Genomic DNA, 15,528 nt, shown 5'->3' with positions numbered 1-15,528 from the left:
CTTCTGCACCGGGGGTCGTTCCCGTTAAGGCGTCGACGTTCCTCGACGTGAGGAAGAATGGAACCCATGTGGCGACAGCTCCTCCAGTACACCGACACCGTCGGCCGCGCGATGGTCGGAACGGCGGGGGTGCTCCTCGTCGTGGCGGTGGTCTCGTTCGTGGTGGGCGTCGTGCGTGCATCCACCGGCCAGGCTGCGACCACTCTGCCGTTCTGGCTGATCACGATGGGGGCAGCCGTCGTCGCGGGTGTGCTGGTCTATCTCGCCAGTCGCCGCGGGGATTTCCGGCGCAGCTGACCGACCGCGGCTACGACGCCCGGAAAGCAGCCCTCCGCCCCTCCGATCGCCCTCCCTGGACTTCGCCCGCCGCGTTGCTACAGTGGGCACCATTGACGGAGCCCATGTGGGCCGATCGAGGAGTGGCATCATGAGCAATACGACGCCGGACGCAGCCGCGCCCAAGCCGGAGAGCACTGCTGACGCCGCAGACACCGGGGCGACCGACACGGCGACGACGGCCTCGGATGCCGATGTCGCCAACCCGCCGTCGAGCCCGGTCTCGGCTCGTGGGCACGTGAATCACCCCGAGGGCGATGAGGCGAAGCCTGCCGCCACTGCTCCTGCGGCCACCGCCGCCGCTGAGCCTGCTCCCGCGATCGAGCCGGAGCCCGTCGTCTCCACTGACGACGACATCGCCGCCGCCGTCGCCCGGTCGAACGCCGCAGAGGCTCCGGCCGCCGCAGCCGGCAGCGCGACGATCGACACGGCGTCTCCCGCTCAGGCCGCCGCCCCGGTGACGATCGCCGGTGCCGCTGCCGCACGCGCCGACGCCGCCGGAAGCACCGGCGCCTACACGGCGCCTGTTTCCTCCGCCGGCGAGGCGACCTGGGCGCCCGAGCAAGGCACCACCGGGCAGCAGCCCGTCTACGCGCAGCCGGTGGCCCCCATCTACGTGCAGCGCCCGGAGCCGCCGAAGAAGAAGAGCAACCGCGGTTTCGGCATCCTCATTGCCCTCGTCGGCACGATCGTCTTCGCCGTGCTGTGGGGTGCTGTCGTCGCCCTCGTCGGCGGGATGCTGACCCCGGGCCGTGAATTCGTCGACCTGTTCCTGCGGTTCCTCGTCTCGTACAGCGCCTGGGCGCCCGTGGTGGTGTTCTTCGTCGGCATGGTGCTGCTCATCCAGGTGATCAACCGAGCGCGCTGGTGGGCGTACATCCTCGGTGGCCTCGTGGTCGCCGCACTCGTCTACTTCTCCTACGTCGGCGCCGCTCTGCTCGACCAGGGGCCGTCGAGCCTCACGGCCGAAGAGGCGGCGATCTTCATCGGCCGACAGTGGCTGAACCCGTTCGCCGTGCTCGCGGCGGTCATCGCCCGCGAGGTCTCCGTCTGGACGGGCGCCTGGCTGGCGGCGCGGAGCCGCAAGCTGAAGGTGCGCAACGCCGAGGCCCGGGCCGACTACGACCAGCAGGTGGCCGACGCTCAGAACCAGGCCGTGGCGGCCTACGCGTCGCCGCAGCAGAGCGGGTACTGACCCGCAGCGTGCGCGATGCGTGACGATCGAACGTACGCCGCCGTCGTGGCGGTCTTCGCCGCTTTCCTCTACCTCGCGATCCTGGTCGGGGCTTTCGGTCTCATCTCCCTGACCACGAACACCGAGGTGATCGCCGATCCGGATGTCGGCCCGCTCGTCGGGCCCATCATGACCGGTTCGGCGACGGTGCTGGTGCTGATCTTCTTGATCGCGATCGGCACGCGCGTCCCCGCCCAGAATCAGAAGATCTCGCCGCCCGCAGCGATCGCCGTGGCCGTCGCCGCGTATCTCGTGTTCATCGCCGCCGGTGGAATCGCCGGCGCGGCGGGCGATCCGGCGAACCCGTTCCACTACTTCATCTTCGCGTTCGGTCAGCTGGGCAGCGTCTACGCGATCACCGCCGGCATCGCCGCCTTCGTCGTGACCTTGCTCTACCAGCTCGTGCTCGTCGGCCGCTTCCGCGACCGCGGCCGCCCGCGCTGGCCCTGGGAGAGCCCCGACGACGAATAAAGCAATCGACTCCGGTCAGATTGCTGCTTCCGCGCGCCCGAAGGAGCAATCTGCCCGGAGTCGATTGCAGGGGCAGGGGCAGGGGCAGGGGGTGTGGGGTGGGGCGTCAGTCGACGAGGGGGATCTGGACGCGGGCGAACTTGCCCTTGGCGATGTACATGCCGCGGCCGGGAGGGAACTCCGAGCGGCTGAGGCGGGGGAGCGGGGTCTTCAGCAGCAGGTCGCCCTCCATCGAGTCCGGCTGCAGCAGCAGCCCCCGGCGCCCGTTCTTGACCTCGCCGAGCAGCGGCCACGACGACCCCCAGGCCGACGACTCGGCTTCCGCGACCAGCAGGTGGTCGCTCCGCCGGATCGCCCGCACCAGTTCCACGATCGGCGAGTCGGCGGGCGTCTGCAAGAAGTCGCCGATGCTCTCGACGATCACCGCGATGCGACCCTCCGTGTCGGGGTCGGCGACCGCGGCGGCGAGGTCGCGGGCGAGCGCAGCCGCCGCATCCGGGGTCGTCGCCTTGTCCGTCCAGTGCGCCGCGGCGGCGAGCGGCGAGCGCGCGTTGCCGAGGTAGTAGAGGCGCGTCTCCGGGTCGAAGCGGGCCACGGATGCGGCAAGCGCTGCCAGCGTGCTGGTGCGCCCGCTGGCGGGTGGGCCGGCGACGAGCAGCGTTCCCGAGGGCTCGAACCCGAACGGCCCGAGGTCGATGTCGCTCACGCCGAGCACCGGCTCGCCGCCATGCGTCGCGGGGAGGTCGAGCAGCGGGAACTCCTTGGGCAGCGATCCGATCGCGGGCGCCGCCGGAACTCCGGCCCGCACCATGGCCTCGGCCAGCCGGGTCGTCGCCGCCGACTGCTCCGACACCGACGAGCTGCCGCCGAGCACGGCGATCTGGGTCTCGTAGCCGTCGACGATCGCGCGCCCGGGAGGCGATGAGGGGCCGAGGATGTCGCTCGGCACGTCGAGCATCCCGTAGCCGTCGTCGGCGAGCCGCAGCACCACCTTGCGCTGCACGAGCGACCGGATGGCGGTGGGCACCGCTCCGGCGCGGTCGCCGGTGATCGCCACGTGCATGCCGAGCTGTCGCCCGTCGCTCAGGATGTCTTTGAAGACGTCGTACCAGGCGGATCGGCCGGCCGGGATCTCGAAGTCTTCGCGAAAGTTCGGGAATCCGTCGATGAGCAGCAGGATGCGCGGCTCGTTCGGCCGGTTCGCGAGGCGGCGGTACTCGGTGATGCTCGACGCGTTCGCCTCCGCGAAGCGCGGCCCTCGGTCTTCGAGCTCGTCTTTCAGGGTGCGGAAGAGCCGGATGATGCGCTCGGTGTCGTCGCCCGCGATCACGGAGCCGACGTGCGGCAGCGTCTCGAGCATCCGGAGGCTGCCGGCGGCGAAGTCGAGCGCGTAGACGCGCACGGGGCCGCCGCGCGGGGTGATGGCGGCCGCGGAGGCCAGGGTGCGCAGCACGGCGGACTTGCCCGCGCCACCGGTGCCGTAAATCGCGATGTTGCCGTCGACGTCGGGGGCGAAGTACACCGGCGCCTGCTTTTGACGGTCAGGCACGTCGCTCACGCCGAGCAGGAGTTCCGCGTCGGTGCGCTGGCGCAGCAGCCCGAGGTCGTAGACCGCGGCGAGTTCGTCGAGCCACGGGCGGCGGGGTGCCGGGATGCGCGCCAGCGACTGCGCCTGCACGATCGAGGTCACGAGGCGCTGCTGATCGGTGGGTCCGAGGTCGCGCTCCTCTTCGACGAGCGGCCGGGGCTCTTCCCAGCGGTTCTCGCCGCCGAACCGCAGTTCGGCCACCTCGACGCCCGCGCGATCGGGCTCTCGCGAGGTCCAGCCGCCGGCGTAGGCCGACTGGAACTGCTGCAGGCGCCCGGGCCCGGTCTTGGCCATGCCGCGGCCGGGGATGGCGGGGTCGAAGTGGGCCGCATCCATCACGCCGACCACGTCTTGGCTGTCGGACTCGTCGGCCATGCGCAGAGCGATCCGCAGGTTGGTGTTGGCCCGGAGGTTGTCTTTGATCACACCGGCCGGCCGCTGGGTGGCCATGATCAGGTGGATGCCGAGCGAACGACCGCGCTGAGCGATGTCGACGACACCGTCGACGAACTCGGGGACCTCGCCCACGAGCGCGGCGAACTCGTCGATCACCAGCACGAGTGCGGGCGGGCATTCCGGGTCGCCGCGCTTCTCCAGTTCGAGCAGGTCTTTCGCCTTCTTGCGGTTGAGGAGGTGCTCGCGGTGGTGCAGCTCGGCGCGCAGGCTGGTGAGGGCGCGGCGAACCAGGTGCGGGCTCAGGTCGGTGACCAGGCCGACGCAGTGCGGAAGGGTGACGCAGTCGGCGAAGGCCGAGCCGCCTTTGTAGTCGACGAAGAGGAAGGTGACCCGGTCGGAGCTGTATTCGGCTGCCATCCCGAGCACCCAGGCCTGCAGGAACTCGCTCTTGCCGGCGCCGGTGGTTCCGCCGACGAGGGCGTGCGGCCCCTGGCTGCGCAGGTCGAGGTGCATCGCGTCGACGCCGGCCGAGCCGATGATCGCGCGCAGCGTGCCCGCGCGCCGTTTCGCGGGCTGGGCGCCGGGCGTGCGGTCGTGGATCGACGAGTTCTGCCGCCAGCGATCGATCACGGCGTTGGAGGACTCGACGAGCTCGTGTCCGAGCAGCGTGACCATCGAGATGCTGCGGGGGAGGTCGCTGGAGTCGGCGACGAGGGCGCCGGCGTCGACGACGGGCGCCATGCGCTTGGCGTAGTCGAGGGCGGTGTCGCGTTCGACGGGCTCGGTGACCACGTCGTCGATCGTCTCGCCGATGCGTACGAATCCGACGGTCGCACGGTCGGCGCTGTCAGTGTGCTCCAGATAGGTGCGGCAGACGGCGGGGAGCTGGGCCGTGTCGTCGCCGAGCCAGATCGGGAAGATCCCCGCGTCGGCGGCGGCTTCGGCGAGTTGCACCAACCGCGCGCGGTCGACGGAGACGTCGTCGGAGATCACCACGATGATGGCCGGGATGGGCGAGGGAGTGCCGTCGACGGTCTCCGACTTGCCGACGTCGGCGCCGCGTTCGAGCGCTGCGCGCTCCTGCTCCATCGCACCGCGTCGCTGGGCCTTGGCGCGAGCCTCGGTCAGTCGGCGCTCGACGACGCCTTCCAGTGCGCTCAGCACGCTGGCGGCGCTCGACGCGCTGTCGGCGAGGTGGCCGCCGCCGAGCGGGCTGTGCGGAGACGAGGTGTGCGGCATCCACTTCAGCCACTCGAGCTCGCGTGACCAGCGAGGGGAGACGAGGGATGCGACCACCAGTTCGGCAGGGGAATGCAGCGAGGTGAGCTGCACCAGCACGGAGTTCACCGACCCGCCGATGAACTCCGGGCGACCGGCGATTCCGAGCGCTCCGGACTCGAAGAGGTTGTCGAGCACGGGAACGTCTGCGACGCGTTCGTATTCGGCCATCACGGCGTCGAGGCGTTCCTGGAACTCGACGAGCATCTCGCCACGGTCGGTCGCCTGGATCAGGTTGCGCGATGGCATCGACCCGATGCCGAGCTGCACGTTGAGGAATGACCAGTGCTCGGGTCGCCTGGTCCACAGCAACGGCCCGCGCTGCACCGCGTCGGACAGGGCCGCGGCGGTCGTCGGCGACTCGGCCCGGCGCAGGGTCTGCTCGGTCTCCCGCTCGGCCGCGAGCTTGTCGGTGAGCGCTTCGAGCCGCTTGTCGAACACGGCGATCGCCTTCTTCAGCCTGCGCTTGCCGCGCGACCGGCTCGTGAAGAAGTTGCCGATGAGCATCACGGGCGACAGCAGCACGAACAGCAGCGCCGTGGGCTGCTTGGTGAGCATGAACATCGCGCCGCCGAGCAGCAACGGTGTGATCATCGCGAGCAGGGGGAAGGGCGGGTCCTCTTTCTCGCCGGGCACCTCGGGCGCCTGGAAGGTCTGACCCGAATATCGCTGTTCGACACGCGGCGAGCGGTTGAAGAAGATCGGGCCGGCCTTCGGGGGCGCGGCGACCAGGTTGCTGAGGCCGGCGACTGTGATCCGCAGCTCGGAATCGCCGATCAGCACGGTCTCCGAGCGCTTCACGGTGAACCGGGCGACGATTCCGCCGTCGACGACCACGCCGTTCGCCGAGCCGAGGTCGATCACCTCGACGCCGTCGCCCGCTTCGAATCGCACGTGCTTCTTCGACACGAGGGGATCGTGCAGCACGATGTCGCAGCCCTCGTCGCGGCCGAGAACGGTGGTGCCACGACGGATGGGGTACTCACGTCCCGCATCCGGACCGCTCAGCACGAGCGCCGTGGCGACGACGGGCGCGTCTGCCAGATCGTTCGGAGCGTAGTAGACACCAGCGTCGGCGAGGCTAACCGTGGCGCCGCTGCCGATCCATGCCTCGCCCACCGGGGCGTCCGGCGGCAGCACCAGCGGCTCGGCCTGCCCGGGCAGTGTCGCGCGCAGGGTGAGGGCGCTCTCGTCGACCGGGCTCGGCGCATCCCCCGACCTCGGATCGACCCGGCGGATGGTCGAAGCGATCTCGGAGATGCTCGCGGCGGCGTCGGCGGTGACGACGATGTCATCGCCGGCGCCCGCCGAACGGGACAGGGTCAGTTTGAGGCGCACGGGAAAACCCTACCCAGTGAAAGCATTTCTGCCGGATGGGGACCCCTCCCCATCGCCTGAATCGCGACCTCTTTATAGATTTGACCCAGCGTGAAGAAGAGAGGAGCCGCCATGGCCGGCCACGATTTGGTGCTCGACCTGCAACTGCTCGGTCAGTTGAGGGATGATCTCGACGCCGTGATCAAGGAGTTCGAGGATGCGGACGACTTCAGTGACGACGTCGCCGACGCGACGGGTCACGACGATCTCGGCGACCACGTGCGCGACTTCGCCCACAAGTGGAACGACAAGCGCAAGAAGATGACTGAGAACGTGAAGACGCTGCGCTCGTACATCGAGGCTGTGACAGACGGCTTCACGAAGGTCGACGACGAACTGGCCAAGGCCCTCGAGGATGGCGCGGCTGACACCGCGAAGAACCACCCGACGGCCACGGCCAAGTAAGAGGGGGAGAAGACGATGGGCGACAGCGAATACAACCCGCTCAAGGGAAACCCGTCCCTTGTGCAGTCGAAGGCGGAGCATTACGCGCAGATCGCGAACGCGATCACGCGCTCAGTAGACACGCTGAACCATGTCGGCGAGATCGGCGGCATGAAGAGCGAGGCGATCGACGCACTCAAGTCCACGGCCAGCGATGTCGCCCAAGACATCAACAAGGCACGCGATCGCTATTCGGTGACGGCGACGGCGCTGAAGTCGTACTCGTCGAAGCTCCGCACCGCGCAAGACGACGCCGATGCCGCGATCACGCTCATCAACTCCCGCCAGTCCGACGTCGAGACGGCGACGCACAAGGCGTCCACCGCCAAGCAGGCTCTGGAAGACAGTAAGCCGGAGGACAAGGCGACCAACACCACGGCATCCGGCAAGGCCGAGGATGCGGTCACTGATGCCAACAAGGCGCTCAACGAAGCCCACGCCGCTTGGCACCGGGCCCTCGACGACAAGAACGACGCCGCGAAGAGCGCTATCGACGACATCAAGGAGGTCGTCGAGGGCAAGAACAACCACGGCCTGAAAGACAGCTTCTGGGACAACTGGGGCGACGTCATCAAGACCATCTGCGAGTGGGCGGGCGTGCTCTCGATCTTCCTGTCGTGGGTGCCCATCCTGGGGCAGATCCTCATCGTGCTGGCCGTCATCGGCGCCGTGATCGCGCTTGTCGAGAGCGTCATCAAAGCGATGAACGGCGGAAGCTGGGTCGACGTCGCGTTCGCCGCCGTCGGCGTCGTGCTCGCCGTGTTCGGCGGCAACATCGGCAAGTACATCGGCAAGCTGGTCAAGGCGAAGGGCCTGACGGTGGCGATGAAGATGCCGCGCAAACAGTTCACTGCGCTCACCGGCATCACCAGGGGCAACAAGGCCAAGGAGCTGGCCGACGTGCAGAAGATGATCAACTCGCCCAAGGCGCTCCCCAACGTGATGAAGGAGGTCTTCGGCAGGAACCCGCTCAAGATCTCCGAGAAGAACCTCGGTGCAGCGTTCCTCAAGTTCCGCCAGAACCCGCTGGGACTCAGCGGCTTCGACAACCCGGCGTTCGCCGGCGAGATCGCCGACCAGATCCCGACCGGCGCCAAGGTCGCGCTCGGCGTGTGGAACTACCGGGGGGTCGCCAGCAAGATCGAGACGATGACGAACAACCCGTTCGACCACTCCGACAAGCCGGTCTCGCTGAAGCCGGACACCATCGCGAAAGATCTCGCCCACGGCCGGTTGCCGAACGTGCTTGGCATAGGCTGATCGTCATGGCTGCGATCGGAATTGCCGACCTGACCGTGTCCGTGCCTGACGGGTTCTACCCCGTGCGGCTCGACGAGGACATCGATTCGGAGGTGTGGGCGACGGAGGTGGTCGCCCGGGCGGAATCCGAGTCGGAGTCGGGAGCGATCGACCACGAGGGCGCGCTGCGCGACGAGCTGTTCGACCTGCGCATCCGCCTGCTCGCGCAGCTGAACCCGTATCTCACAGCCGCGGTCTACATCCGCCGGGAGCAGTTCCTCAGCCTCGGCGCGCTGATGACGTTCCAGGTGGTGGAGGTCGAGCCCGAGCACGATCCCGCGTGGTTCGAGCGCGAGGCCAGGGCCGTCGCGTCGAGCGAAGACGCCGAAGGCCACACCATCCTCTTCGACACGTGGCAGCGCCCGGCGCCGGCCGGCACCATCGCTGGAGTGCACCAGGTCGTCGAGTACCTCGCGCCCGGCGTCGAAGACGGCTGGATCGAGGCGCGCACGGTCTTCGGGGTGTTCCCTCCCGGGTCGCACGAGATGGTGCACTTCACGTTCACGACCGCCGATCTGGCCACGTTCGGCGACATGCCGGCCGAGACCGAGGCCATCGTCGCCTCGCTCGCGATCGAGCTCGAAGCATGACCCGTCAGCTCTCGTTCCGCGAGGCGGACATGACGATGGTGCTGCCCGGCTCGTGGGTCTCCGTTCCTCTCGCCGACGACGAGAAGGCCAAGCGCGAGATCAACAACCTGGTCAAGCGGCAGGTGGGCATGAACGACAGGCTCGCCCGGGTGCGACGGGATGCGCGCGAACAGCTGCGAGGAATGGCGTCGGCGGCGAAGACGGCCGGCGCGTTCCGCGTCGGGCTCTCGCTGGAGATCCTGCCGGGTGTGCCGTTCCCCGCAGCCATGATCATGGACTACCGGGACTGGCCCGCAGGGGCGACGGCAGCACCGGCGGCGGAGGCGACGGACGGTGAGGATGCCGCCGACGAGGCGGTGACCGCGCGCTTGGCGGCGGCCTTCCCGAACGCCGAGCAGCTGCCGCTCGATTGCGGACCGACGGCCCGCACGTCGCTCACTGCCTCGCTCAAGGTCGGCGCCGAGTCGACGCAAGACGTGAAGCTCGAGTACTGGCTCCCCGTCCCCGGCGGCGAAAAGCTGCTGCACATCACGGTTGACGTGCCGTCGCCCGGCGATCCCGCGCTCTACACGGAGCTGTTCGACGCGATCGTGGACTCGGTGCGCTGGTTCCCTGTGGCCTCGGGTTCCGCTCAGTGAGCGGTTCGCCCCGGGCGAGCGCTGAGACTTCGACGCCCACCCGGTTCCGCGCCGCGACGCTCTACGCGATCGGCCTGGCGCTTGTCGCGGTCGCGCTCGCTCTGCTGGTCTGGTTCCTCCTCCTCACCGCCGATCGCGGGCACCTCGAAGACCTGGTCGGCGGCGAAGACTGGGGCTCGAACCTCGTCGCCGCTCCGTTCCTCGTGCTCATGGTCGCTGCGGCCCCGCTGTTCCTCGCCGAGTACACCCGCCGCGGGCAGTGGCGCAGCCGCAACCGCACCTTCCTCCAGGGCGGCTCCAACGTGGTGCTGCTGCGCCCGCTCGCACTCTGGGCGAGGCTCCTATGGCTGCTGGTCGCGCTCGCCGCCTGGTTCGTGCTCATCCCGTTGCCCGTCGCGACCTCCGCCGTGCGGGGCGACGAGTTCTGGATGCTGCTCACCGCATACGGGTTCTTCGCCGCCGGCATGGTCGGCGCCATCCTCGGCTCGCTGCTGAAGCGCGCCACCTACGAGCGCCTCGCCTCCGCGTTCGGCGCACGGGTGAAGCGCGCGTCCCGCTCCCAGATCTTCTGGCGTATGGTCTCCTACCAGTTCCGCCTCGAACTCATCTTCGCCTTCCTCTGCACGGCGCTGCTGGGGATGCTTCCCCTCACCGTGCGCGACGACGACCCGGTCGCGGCCGCCTGGCTGATCGGACTCGCGGCCGGATGCGGCGTGCTGGCGATCGTCGGCATCCTGAACGCCTGGCGTTCCGGCAAGGCGCTGTACAGCCTCGAGTCGGTCTCCTGAGCGCGGGGGAGACCGATGGGGAGTCCTCCCCATTCCCTCCCACCCGCCACCGTCGATAGGTTGTTCGTAGTTGGTCAGCCCGAGGGGGCGGGCCTTGCGGACAACGAAAGGATTTGAACGTCATGGCAAACATGAACGTCACGTACGGCGAGATGACCGATGCCGCCAACCGCCTGACCTCGGGCAAAGACGACATCACCGCCAAGCTGCACGAGCTGCAGAACCTGGTGAACGGACTGGTCAACGGCGGCTTCGTCACCGACCAGGCCTCGGGTGCCTTCCACACCTCGTACGAGCAGTTCACCAAGGGCACGACGGATGCGGTCAACGGCCTCGACGGGATGTCGCAGTTCCTGACCAAGGCTGCCGACGCCCTCCAGAACGTCGACAGCGAGCTCGCCAAGGGCATCGGCGGCTAGTCGACACCGACGTCGTTTCGCGAAGCGCGGACATCCGAATGGATGTCCGCGCTTCGTCGTTCGGACGGCGGGCGGGGGAGACGATTCCGGGGTCGCTCTTCGCGCTACGCTCGTGTCATCTGCAAGAGGGGGAAGGCATGACCGATACGACGAGAACTTTCCGCGTGCGCTGGTACTGGTGGCTGATCGCGGCGGTGGTGTTGCTCGTGATGGTCGGCGCGATCGTCTCTCTGGCCGTCGGGGCGCGGCTCAACGCCGACGCACCGCGCGCCGCCGTCGGCCGGTTCCTGCACGCGCTCGTCGACGGCAAGGCCAAGGCGGCGCTCGCGCTCGCGGGAGCGAAGGTGTCGCCGTCGGATGTGCTCCTCACCGACGAGTCGTACGCGAAGGCGACCAACCGCATCCGCAGCTTCTCGATCGGGCCCGCCGTCGTGACGGGCGACACGGCGAAGGTCTCGGCCGAGATCCGGCAGGGCGATCGCACCTACAAGCAGTCGTTCGATCTCACGCGGGCGGGCAAGGCCTACCTCGTGTTCGACGAGTGGAAGCTGAAGCCGCTCGACCTGACCACGGTGTCCGCGGATCTGGAGACGCCACCGTCGCTCGACTTCACGATCGCCGGCGCGAAGGTCGACGACCCGACGCACGTCTCGCTTCGCGCGCTTCCGGGCATGTACGAGGTTCGCGCGGGCGCGGAGCAACAGGACCTCTACGCGGTCGACCCGTTCACGCTCACCGCGATCGGATTCGGGGACGCCACGACGAAGGCGCCCACGATCTCGGCGCACCTCACCTCGAAGGGCGAGGACGCAATCCACTCCGCGGTCGACGCGTGGATCGACGGCTGTGCCGCCTCCACGGAGCTCTCGCCGCCCGGCTGCCCGTTCGAAGGCATCGGCGACCCGGGCATCACGTACACGAACGTCACCTGGTCGATGGAGTCGCGGCCGAGCTTCTCGGTGGACTACACCTACTTCGACGGCGGGTGGACCGTCGCGAGCATCACCGACGGATCGGTGACGGCATCCGCCGACATCAGCCGGCCGTCCGACGGCGCGACGGGCACCGCGACGGTGGACCCCATCCCGTTCCGATTCACCGGCGTCGGGTCGTTCGAAGACGGCACTGCGCAGTTCACTCCGTCCATCAAGTAGGCGCGCCGCAAGGACCCGCATCCATTTGACCGAGGCCCCACCCTGAGCTAAGATTTATCGGGTGTGCGCTCTGTCGCGCGCTCGTTCGGTGCCCAGAAATGGATGCCACGAGCGGCAGGCACGTACTCATCCGATGGGCCGAATCTTTCTGCACGGAAGAATCGCGCCCCCACGGCATATCGATGGCGAACTCTTCAGAGATGACGCCGATCGGTTCCCCCGAAACCCACACCATGTCCGCGAGGGCGGGGTGAGGCTCGGGGAAGAAGCAACAACTGTCACCGTGCAGTCCATAAAAGGAGAAGTAGTGCCAACCATTCAGCAGTTGGTTCGGAAGGGCCGCAGCCCCAAGGTCACCAAGACCAAGGCGCCCGCCTTGAAGTCCAACCCCCAGCAGCGCGGCGTTTGCACCCGCGTTTACACCACCACCCCCAAGAAGCCGAACTCGGCTCTGCGCAAGGTGGCTCGCGTGAAGCTGTCCAACGGTACCGAGGTCACCGCCTACATCCCCGGTGAGGGCCACAACCTGCAGGAGCACTCGATGGTGCTCGTGCGCGGCGGTCGTGTCAAAGACCTCCCCGGTGTCCGTTACAAGATCGTTCGCGGCGCCCTGGACACCCAGGCCGTGAAGAACCGCAAGCAGGCTCGCAGCCGCTACGGCGCGAAGATGGAGAAGAAGTAATGCCTCGCAAGGGACCAGCACCCAAGCGCCCCGTCGTCGCAGACCCGGTATACGGCGCTCCCATCGTCAGCCAGCTCGTCAACAAGATCCTGCTCGACGGCAAGAAGGGCCTCGCCGAGCGCATCGTCTACGACGCGCTCGAAGGCGTCGCGGCCAAGAACGGTCAGGATGCCGTCGTCACGCTCAAGAAGGCGCTCGACAACGTGCGCCCGACCCTCGAGGTCCGCAGCCGCCGCGTCGGTGGCTCGACCTACCAGGTCCCGGTCGAGGTCAAGCCTCACCGCGCCAACACCCTCGCGCTGCGCTGGCTCACCAGCTACGCCAAGGGTCGTCGCGAGAAGACCATGACCGAGCGTCTCACCAACGAGATCCTGGATGCGTCCAACGGTCTCGGCGCCGCCGTCAAGCGTCGTGAAGACACGCACAAGATGGCCGAGTCGAACAAGGCCTTCGCGCACTACCGCTGGTAATCAGCGCACGCTGGTAACACTTTCGCCTTTCCGGGTGTTGTACCTCTCGAGGTGCACCACCCGGAAGGCACCCCCTCATTTCTACTTTTCGGAGGAACCCTGTGGCACAGGACGTGCTCACCGACCTGAAAAAGGTCCGCAACATCGGCATCATGGCCCACATCGATGCCGGCAAGACCACTACGACCGAGCGCATCCTGTTCTACACGGGCGTCAACCACAAGATCGGTGAGACCCACGACGGCGCCTCGACCACCGACTGGATGGAGCAGGAGAAGGAGCGCGGCATCACGATCACGTCTGCCGCCGTGACCTGCTTCTGGAACAAGAACCAGATCAACATCATCGACACCCCCGGTCACGTGGACTTCACCGTCGAGGTGGAGCGTTCGCTCCGCGTCCTCGACGGTGCCGTCGCCGTGTTCGACGGCAAGGAGGGCGTCGAGCCCCAGTCCGAGACCGTGTGGCGTCAGGCCGACAAGTACAACGTGCCGCGCATCTGCTTCGTCAACAAGATGGACAAGCTCGGCGCCGACTTCTACTTCACCGTCGAGACCATCGTGAAGCGCCTCGGCGCCAAGCCGCTGGTTCTCCAGCTGCCGATCGGCTCCGAGTCGAACTTCGAGGGTGTCGTCGACCTCGTCGAGATGCGTGCACTCACCTGGCGCGGCGACGCGAAGGGTGACGTCCAGATGGGCGCCAAGTACGCGATCGAGGAGATCCCCGCCGACCTCGTCGAGAAGGCCGAGGAGTACCGTCAGGCGCTCCTCGAGACCGTCGCCGAGACCGACGACGCGCTGCTCGAGAAGTTCTTCGGTGGCGAAGAGATCACGATCCCCGAGATCAAGGCCGCGATCCGCAAGCTCACGGTCAACAGCGAGATCTACCCCGTGCTCTGCGGCTCCGCGTTCAAGAACCGCGGTGTGCAGCCGATGCTCGACGCCGTGATCGACTACCTGCCGTCGCCGCTCGACGTGCCCGCCATCGAGGCGCACGACCCGCGCGACGAGGAGAAGGTCATCCTCCGTCACGCCGACGCCAGCGAACCGTTCTCGGCCCTCGCGTTCAAGGTCGCGGTTCACCCGTTCTTCGGTCGCCTCACCTACGTTCGCGTGTACTCCGGTCACGTCAACAGCGGTGCCGGCGTCGTCAACTCGACGAAGGGCAAGAAGGAGCGCATCGGGAAGATCTTCCAGATGCACGCCAACAAGGAGAACCCGGTCGACTTCGTCACCGCGGGCAACATCTACGCCGTGATCGGCCTCAAGGACACCACCACCGGTGACACCCTGTGCGACCCGGACAACCAGGTCGTCCTCGAGTCGATGACGTTCCCGGAGCCCGTGATCGAGGTCGCGATCGAGCCGAAGACCAAGGCCGACCAGGAGAAGCTGGGCACCGCGATCCAGAAGCTCGCCGAGGAAGACCCGACGTTCCGCACCGAGCAGAACCAGGAGACCGGTCAGACGGTCATCAAGGGAATGGGCGAGCTCCACCTCGACATCCTGGTCGACCGCATGAAGCGCGAGTTCAACGTCGAGGCGAACGTCGGCAAGCCCCAGGTGGCCTACCGCGAGACGATCCGCCGCGCCGTCGAGAAGTACGACTACACGCACAAGAAGCAGACCGGTGGTTCGGGTCAGTTCGCAAAGATCCAGATCACGATCGAGCCGATGGACGTGACTCCCGAGACGAGCTACGAGTTCGTCAACGGCGTCACCGGTGGTCGCGTTCCGCGCGAGTACATCCCGTCGGTGGACCACGGAATCCAGGACGCCATGCAGGTCGGCGTTCTGGCGGGCTTCCCGACGGTGGGCGTCAAGGCGACCCTCGTCGACGGCGCCTCGCACGACGTCGACTCCTCGGAGATGGCGTTCAAGATCGCCGGTTCGATGGCCTACAAAGAGGCCGCGCGCAAGGCGAACCCTGTGCTCCTCGAGCCGCTCATGGCGGTCGAGGTTCGCACGCCGGAAGAGTACATGGGCGATGTGATCGGTGACCTCAACTCCCGTCGAGGCCAGATCCAGTCGATGGAGGACGCGAGCGGTGTCAAGGTGATCCGCGCCAACGTCCCGCTGTCGGAGATGTTCGGATACATCGGCGACCTGCGGTCGAAGACCTCGGGCCGTGCGGTCTACTCGATGACCTTCGACAGCTACGCGGAGGTCCCGAAGGCTGTCGCCGACGAGATCGTCCAGAAGAACAAGGGCGAGTAGCAGTAAAGCCCTGACAGATGTGGGGGTCCGGAACGTCGGCTCGGCCGGCGTTCCGGAACCCCGGATCAACCAAGTAACATAGGTAAACAATCCCGTAGAGTTGCCGGTCGAAAACCATCGACCGGGGTTTCTACACGAGAGTCCTGAG

At 67.6% G+C, this 15,528-nt stretch carries 14 protein-coding genes; 13 read left to right on the top strand and 1 reads right to left on the bottom strand.

Features of this window, described 5'->3' with window-relative positions:
- Window positions 1–66: 66 nt before the first annotated feature.
- From ACFVWR_RS08830 to ACFVWR_RS08820, 3 genes are all read left to right on the top strand, one after another.
- Window positions 67–297: a hypothetical protein gene (locus ACFVWR_RS08830; RefSeq protein ID WP_387210150.1), complete on the top strand. Its 231-nt coding sequence runs from the start codon at window positions 67–69 to the stop codon at window positions 295–297.
- Between the two features lie 130 nt (window positions 298–427).
- Window positions 428–1,531, top strand: coding sequence for a hypothetical protein (locus ACFVWR_RS08825; RefSeq protein ID WP_387210148.1), 1,104 nt, complete (start codon window positions 428–430; stop codon window positions 1,529–1,531).
- A 15-nt stretch (window positions 1,532–1,546) separates the two neighbouring features.
- Complete coding sequence (locus tag ACFVWR_RS08820) at window positions 1,547–2,041, top strand: DUF6121 family protein (protein ID WP_387210146.1); 495 nt, start codon at window positions 1,547–1,549, stop codon at window positions 2,039–2,041.
- Between the two features lie 106 nt (window positions 2,042–2,147).
- On the opposite strand, the gene ACFVWR_RS08815 is transcribed toward ACFVWR_RS08820, so the two are convergent.
- Window positions 2,148–6,641, bottom strand: a complete 4,494-nt coding sequence (locus ACFVWR_RS08815) for an FtsK/SpoIIIE domain-containing protein (RefSeq protein WP_387210144.1) — start codon at window positions 6,639–6,641, stop codon at window positions 2,148–2,150.
- Window positions 6,642–6,752: 111 nt separating this feature from the next.
- Here ACFVWR_RS08815 and ACFVWR_RS08810 point away from each other — a divergent pair, with 111 nt between their 5' ends.
- The 10 genes from ACFVWR_RS08810 to fusA all read left to right on the top strand — a co-directional run bounded on the left by ACFVWR_RS08810 (window position 6,753) and on the right by fusA (window position 15,380).
- On the top strand, window positions 6,753–7,085 hold the full coding sequence (locus ACFVWR_RS08810) for a hypothetical protein (protein WP_387210142.1): 333 nt from the start codon (window positions 6,753–6,755) through the stop codon (window positions 7,083–7,085).
- Between the two features lie 15 nt (window positions 7,086–7,100).
- A complete protein-coding gene (locus ACFVWR_RS08805) occupies window positions 7,101–8,384 on the top strand; it encodes a putative T7SS-secreted protein (RefSeq protein ID WP_387210140.1) in 1,284 nt (427 codons plus the stop codon).
- 5 nt (window positions 8,385–8,389) lie between these two features.
- Window positions 8,390–9,013, top strand: a complete 624-nt coding sequence (locus ACFVWR_RS08800; RefSeq protein WP_387210138.1) for a hypothetical protein — start codon at window positions 8,390–8,392, stop codon at window positions 9,011–9,013.
- The gene (locus ACFVWR_RS08795) at window positions 9,010–9,651 is read left to right on the top strand and encodes a hypothetical protein (protein WP_387210136.1); all 642 of its coding nucleotides are present in this window, start codon (window positions 9,010–9,012) and stop codon (window positions 9,649–9,651) included. Before ACFVWR_RS08800 ends, ACFVWR_RS08795 begins: the two co-directional genes overlap by 4 nt.
- Window positions 9,648–10,439, top strand: coding sequence for a hypothetical protein (locus ACFVWR_RS08790; RefSeq protein ID WP_387210134.1), 792 nt, complete (start codon window positions 9,648–9,650; stop codon window positions 10,437–10,439). The genes ACFVWR_RS08795 and ACFVWR_RS08790 overlap by 4 nt, the downstream gene beginning before the upstream one ends.
- Window positions 10,440–10,561: 122 nt before the next feature.
- On the top strand, window positions 10,562–10,858 hold the full coding sequence (locus tag ACFVWR_RS08785) for a WXG100 family type VII secretion target (RefSeq protein WP_387210132.1): 297 nt from the start codon (window positions 10,562–10,564) through the stop codon (window positions 10,856–10,858).
- A gap of 137 nt (window positions 10,859–10,995) precedes the next feature.
- Entirely contained in the window at window positions 10,996–12,012 is a 1,017-nt protein-coding gene (locus tag ACFVWR_RS08780) for a hypothetical protein (protein ID WP_387210130.1), read from the top strand.
- Window positions 12,013–12,319: 307 nt separating this feature from the next.
- Window positions 12,320–12,694, top strand: coding sequence for a 30S ribosomal protein S12 (rpsL, locus tag ACFVWR_RS08775; RefSeq protein WP_055811472.1), 375 nt, complete (start codon window positions 12,320–12,322; stop codon window positions 12,692–12,694).
- Entirely contained in the window at window positions 12,694–13,164 is a 471-nt protein-coding gene (rpsG, locus tag ACFVWR_RS08770) for a 30S ribosomal protein S7 (protein WP_387210127.1), read from the top strand. The genes rpsL and rpsG overlap by 1 nt, the downstream gene beginning before the upstream one ends.
- 101 nt (window positions 13,165–13,265) lie before the next feature.
- Window positions 13,266–15,380, top strand: a complete 2,115-nt coding sequence (gene fusA / locus ACFVWR_RS08765) for an elongation factor G (RefSeq protein ID WP_387210125.1) — start codon at window positions 13,266–13,268, stop codon at window positions 15,378–15,380.
- The last annotated feature ends 148 nt before the right edge of the window (window positions 15,381–15,528 follow it).

Origin of the sequence: Leifsonia sp. NPDC058292, from assembly GCF_042880955.1 — a bacterium.
Taxonomy (GTDB): Bacteria; Actinomycetota; Actinomycetes; order Actinomycetales; family Microbacteriaceae; genus Leifsonia.
This window is presented reverse-complemented; position numbering and strand designations above follow the sequence as displayed.

What these genes read in the sequence shown, in the direction of transcription:
- ACFVWR_RS08830 (WP_387210150.1), top strand. Translation starts at nt 67, where the DNA reads ATGTGGCGACAGCTCCTCCAGTACACCGACACCGTCGGCCGCGCGATG.
- ACFVWR_RS08825 (WP_387210148.1), top strand. Translation starts at nt 428, where the DNA reads ATGAGCAATACGACGCCGGACGCAGCCGCGCCCAAGCCGGAGAGCACT.
- ACFVWR_RS08820 (WP_387210146.1), top strand. Translation starts at nt 1,547, where the DNA reads ATGCGTGACGATCGAACGTACGCCGCCGTCGTGGCGGTCTTCGCCGCT.
- ACFVWR_RS08810 (WP_387210142.1), top strand. Translation starts at nt 6,753, where the DNA reads ATGGCCGGCCACGATTTGGTGCTCGACCTGCAACTGCTCGGTCAGTTG.
- ACFVWR_RS08805 (WP_387210140.1), top strand. Translation starts at nt 7,101, where the DNA reads ATGGGCGACAGCGAATACAACCCGCTCAAGGGAAACCCGTCCCTTGTG.
- ACFVWR_RS08800 (WP_387210138.1), top strand. Translation starts at nt 8,390, where the DNA reads ATGGCTGCGATCGGAATTGCCGACCTGACCGTGTCCGTGCCTGACGGG.
- ACFVWR_RS08795 (WP_387210136.1), top strand. Translation starts at nt 9,010, where the DNA reads ATGACCCGTCAGCTCTCGTTCCGCGAGGCGGACATGACGATGGTGCTG.
- ACFVWR_RS08785 (WP_387210132.1), top strand. Translation starts at nt 10,562, where the DNA reads ATGGCAAACATGAACGTCACGTACGGCGAGATGACCGATGCCGCCAAC.
- ACFVWR_RS08780 (WP_387210130.1), top strand. Translation starts at nt 10,996, where the DNA reads ATGACCGATACGACGAGAACTTTCCGCGTGCGCTGGTACTGGTGGCTG.
- rpsG (WP_387210127.1), top strand. Translation starts at nt 12,694, where the DNA reads ATGCCTCGCAAGGGACCAGCACCCAAGCGCCCCGTCGTCGCAGACCCG.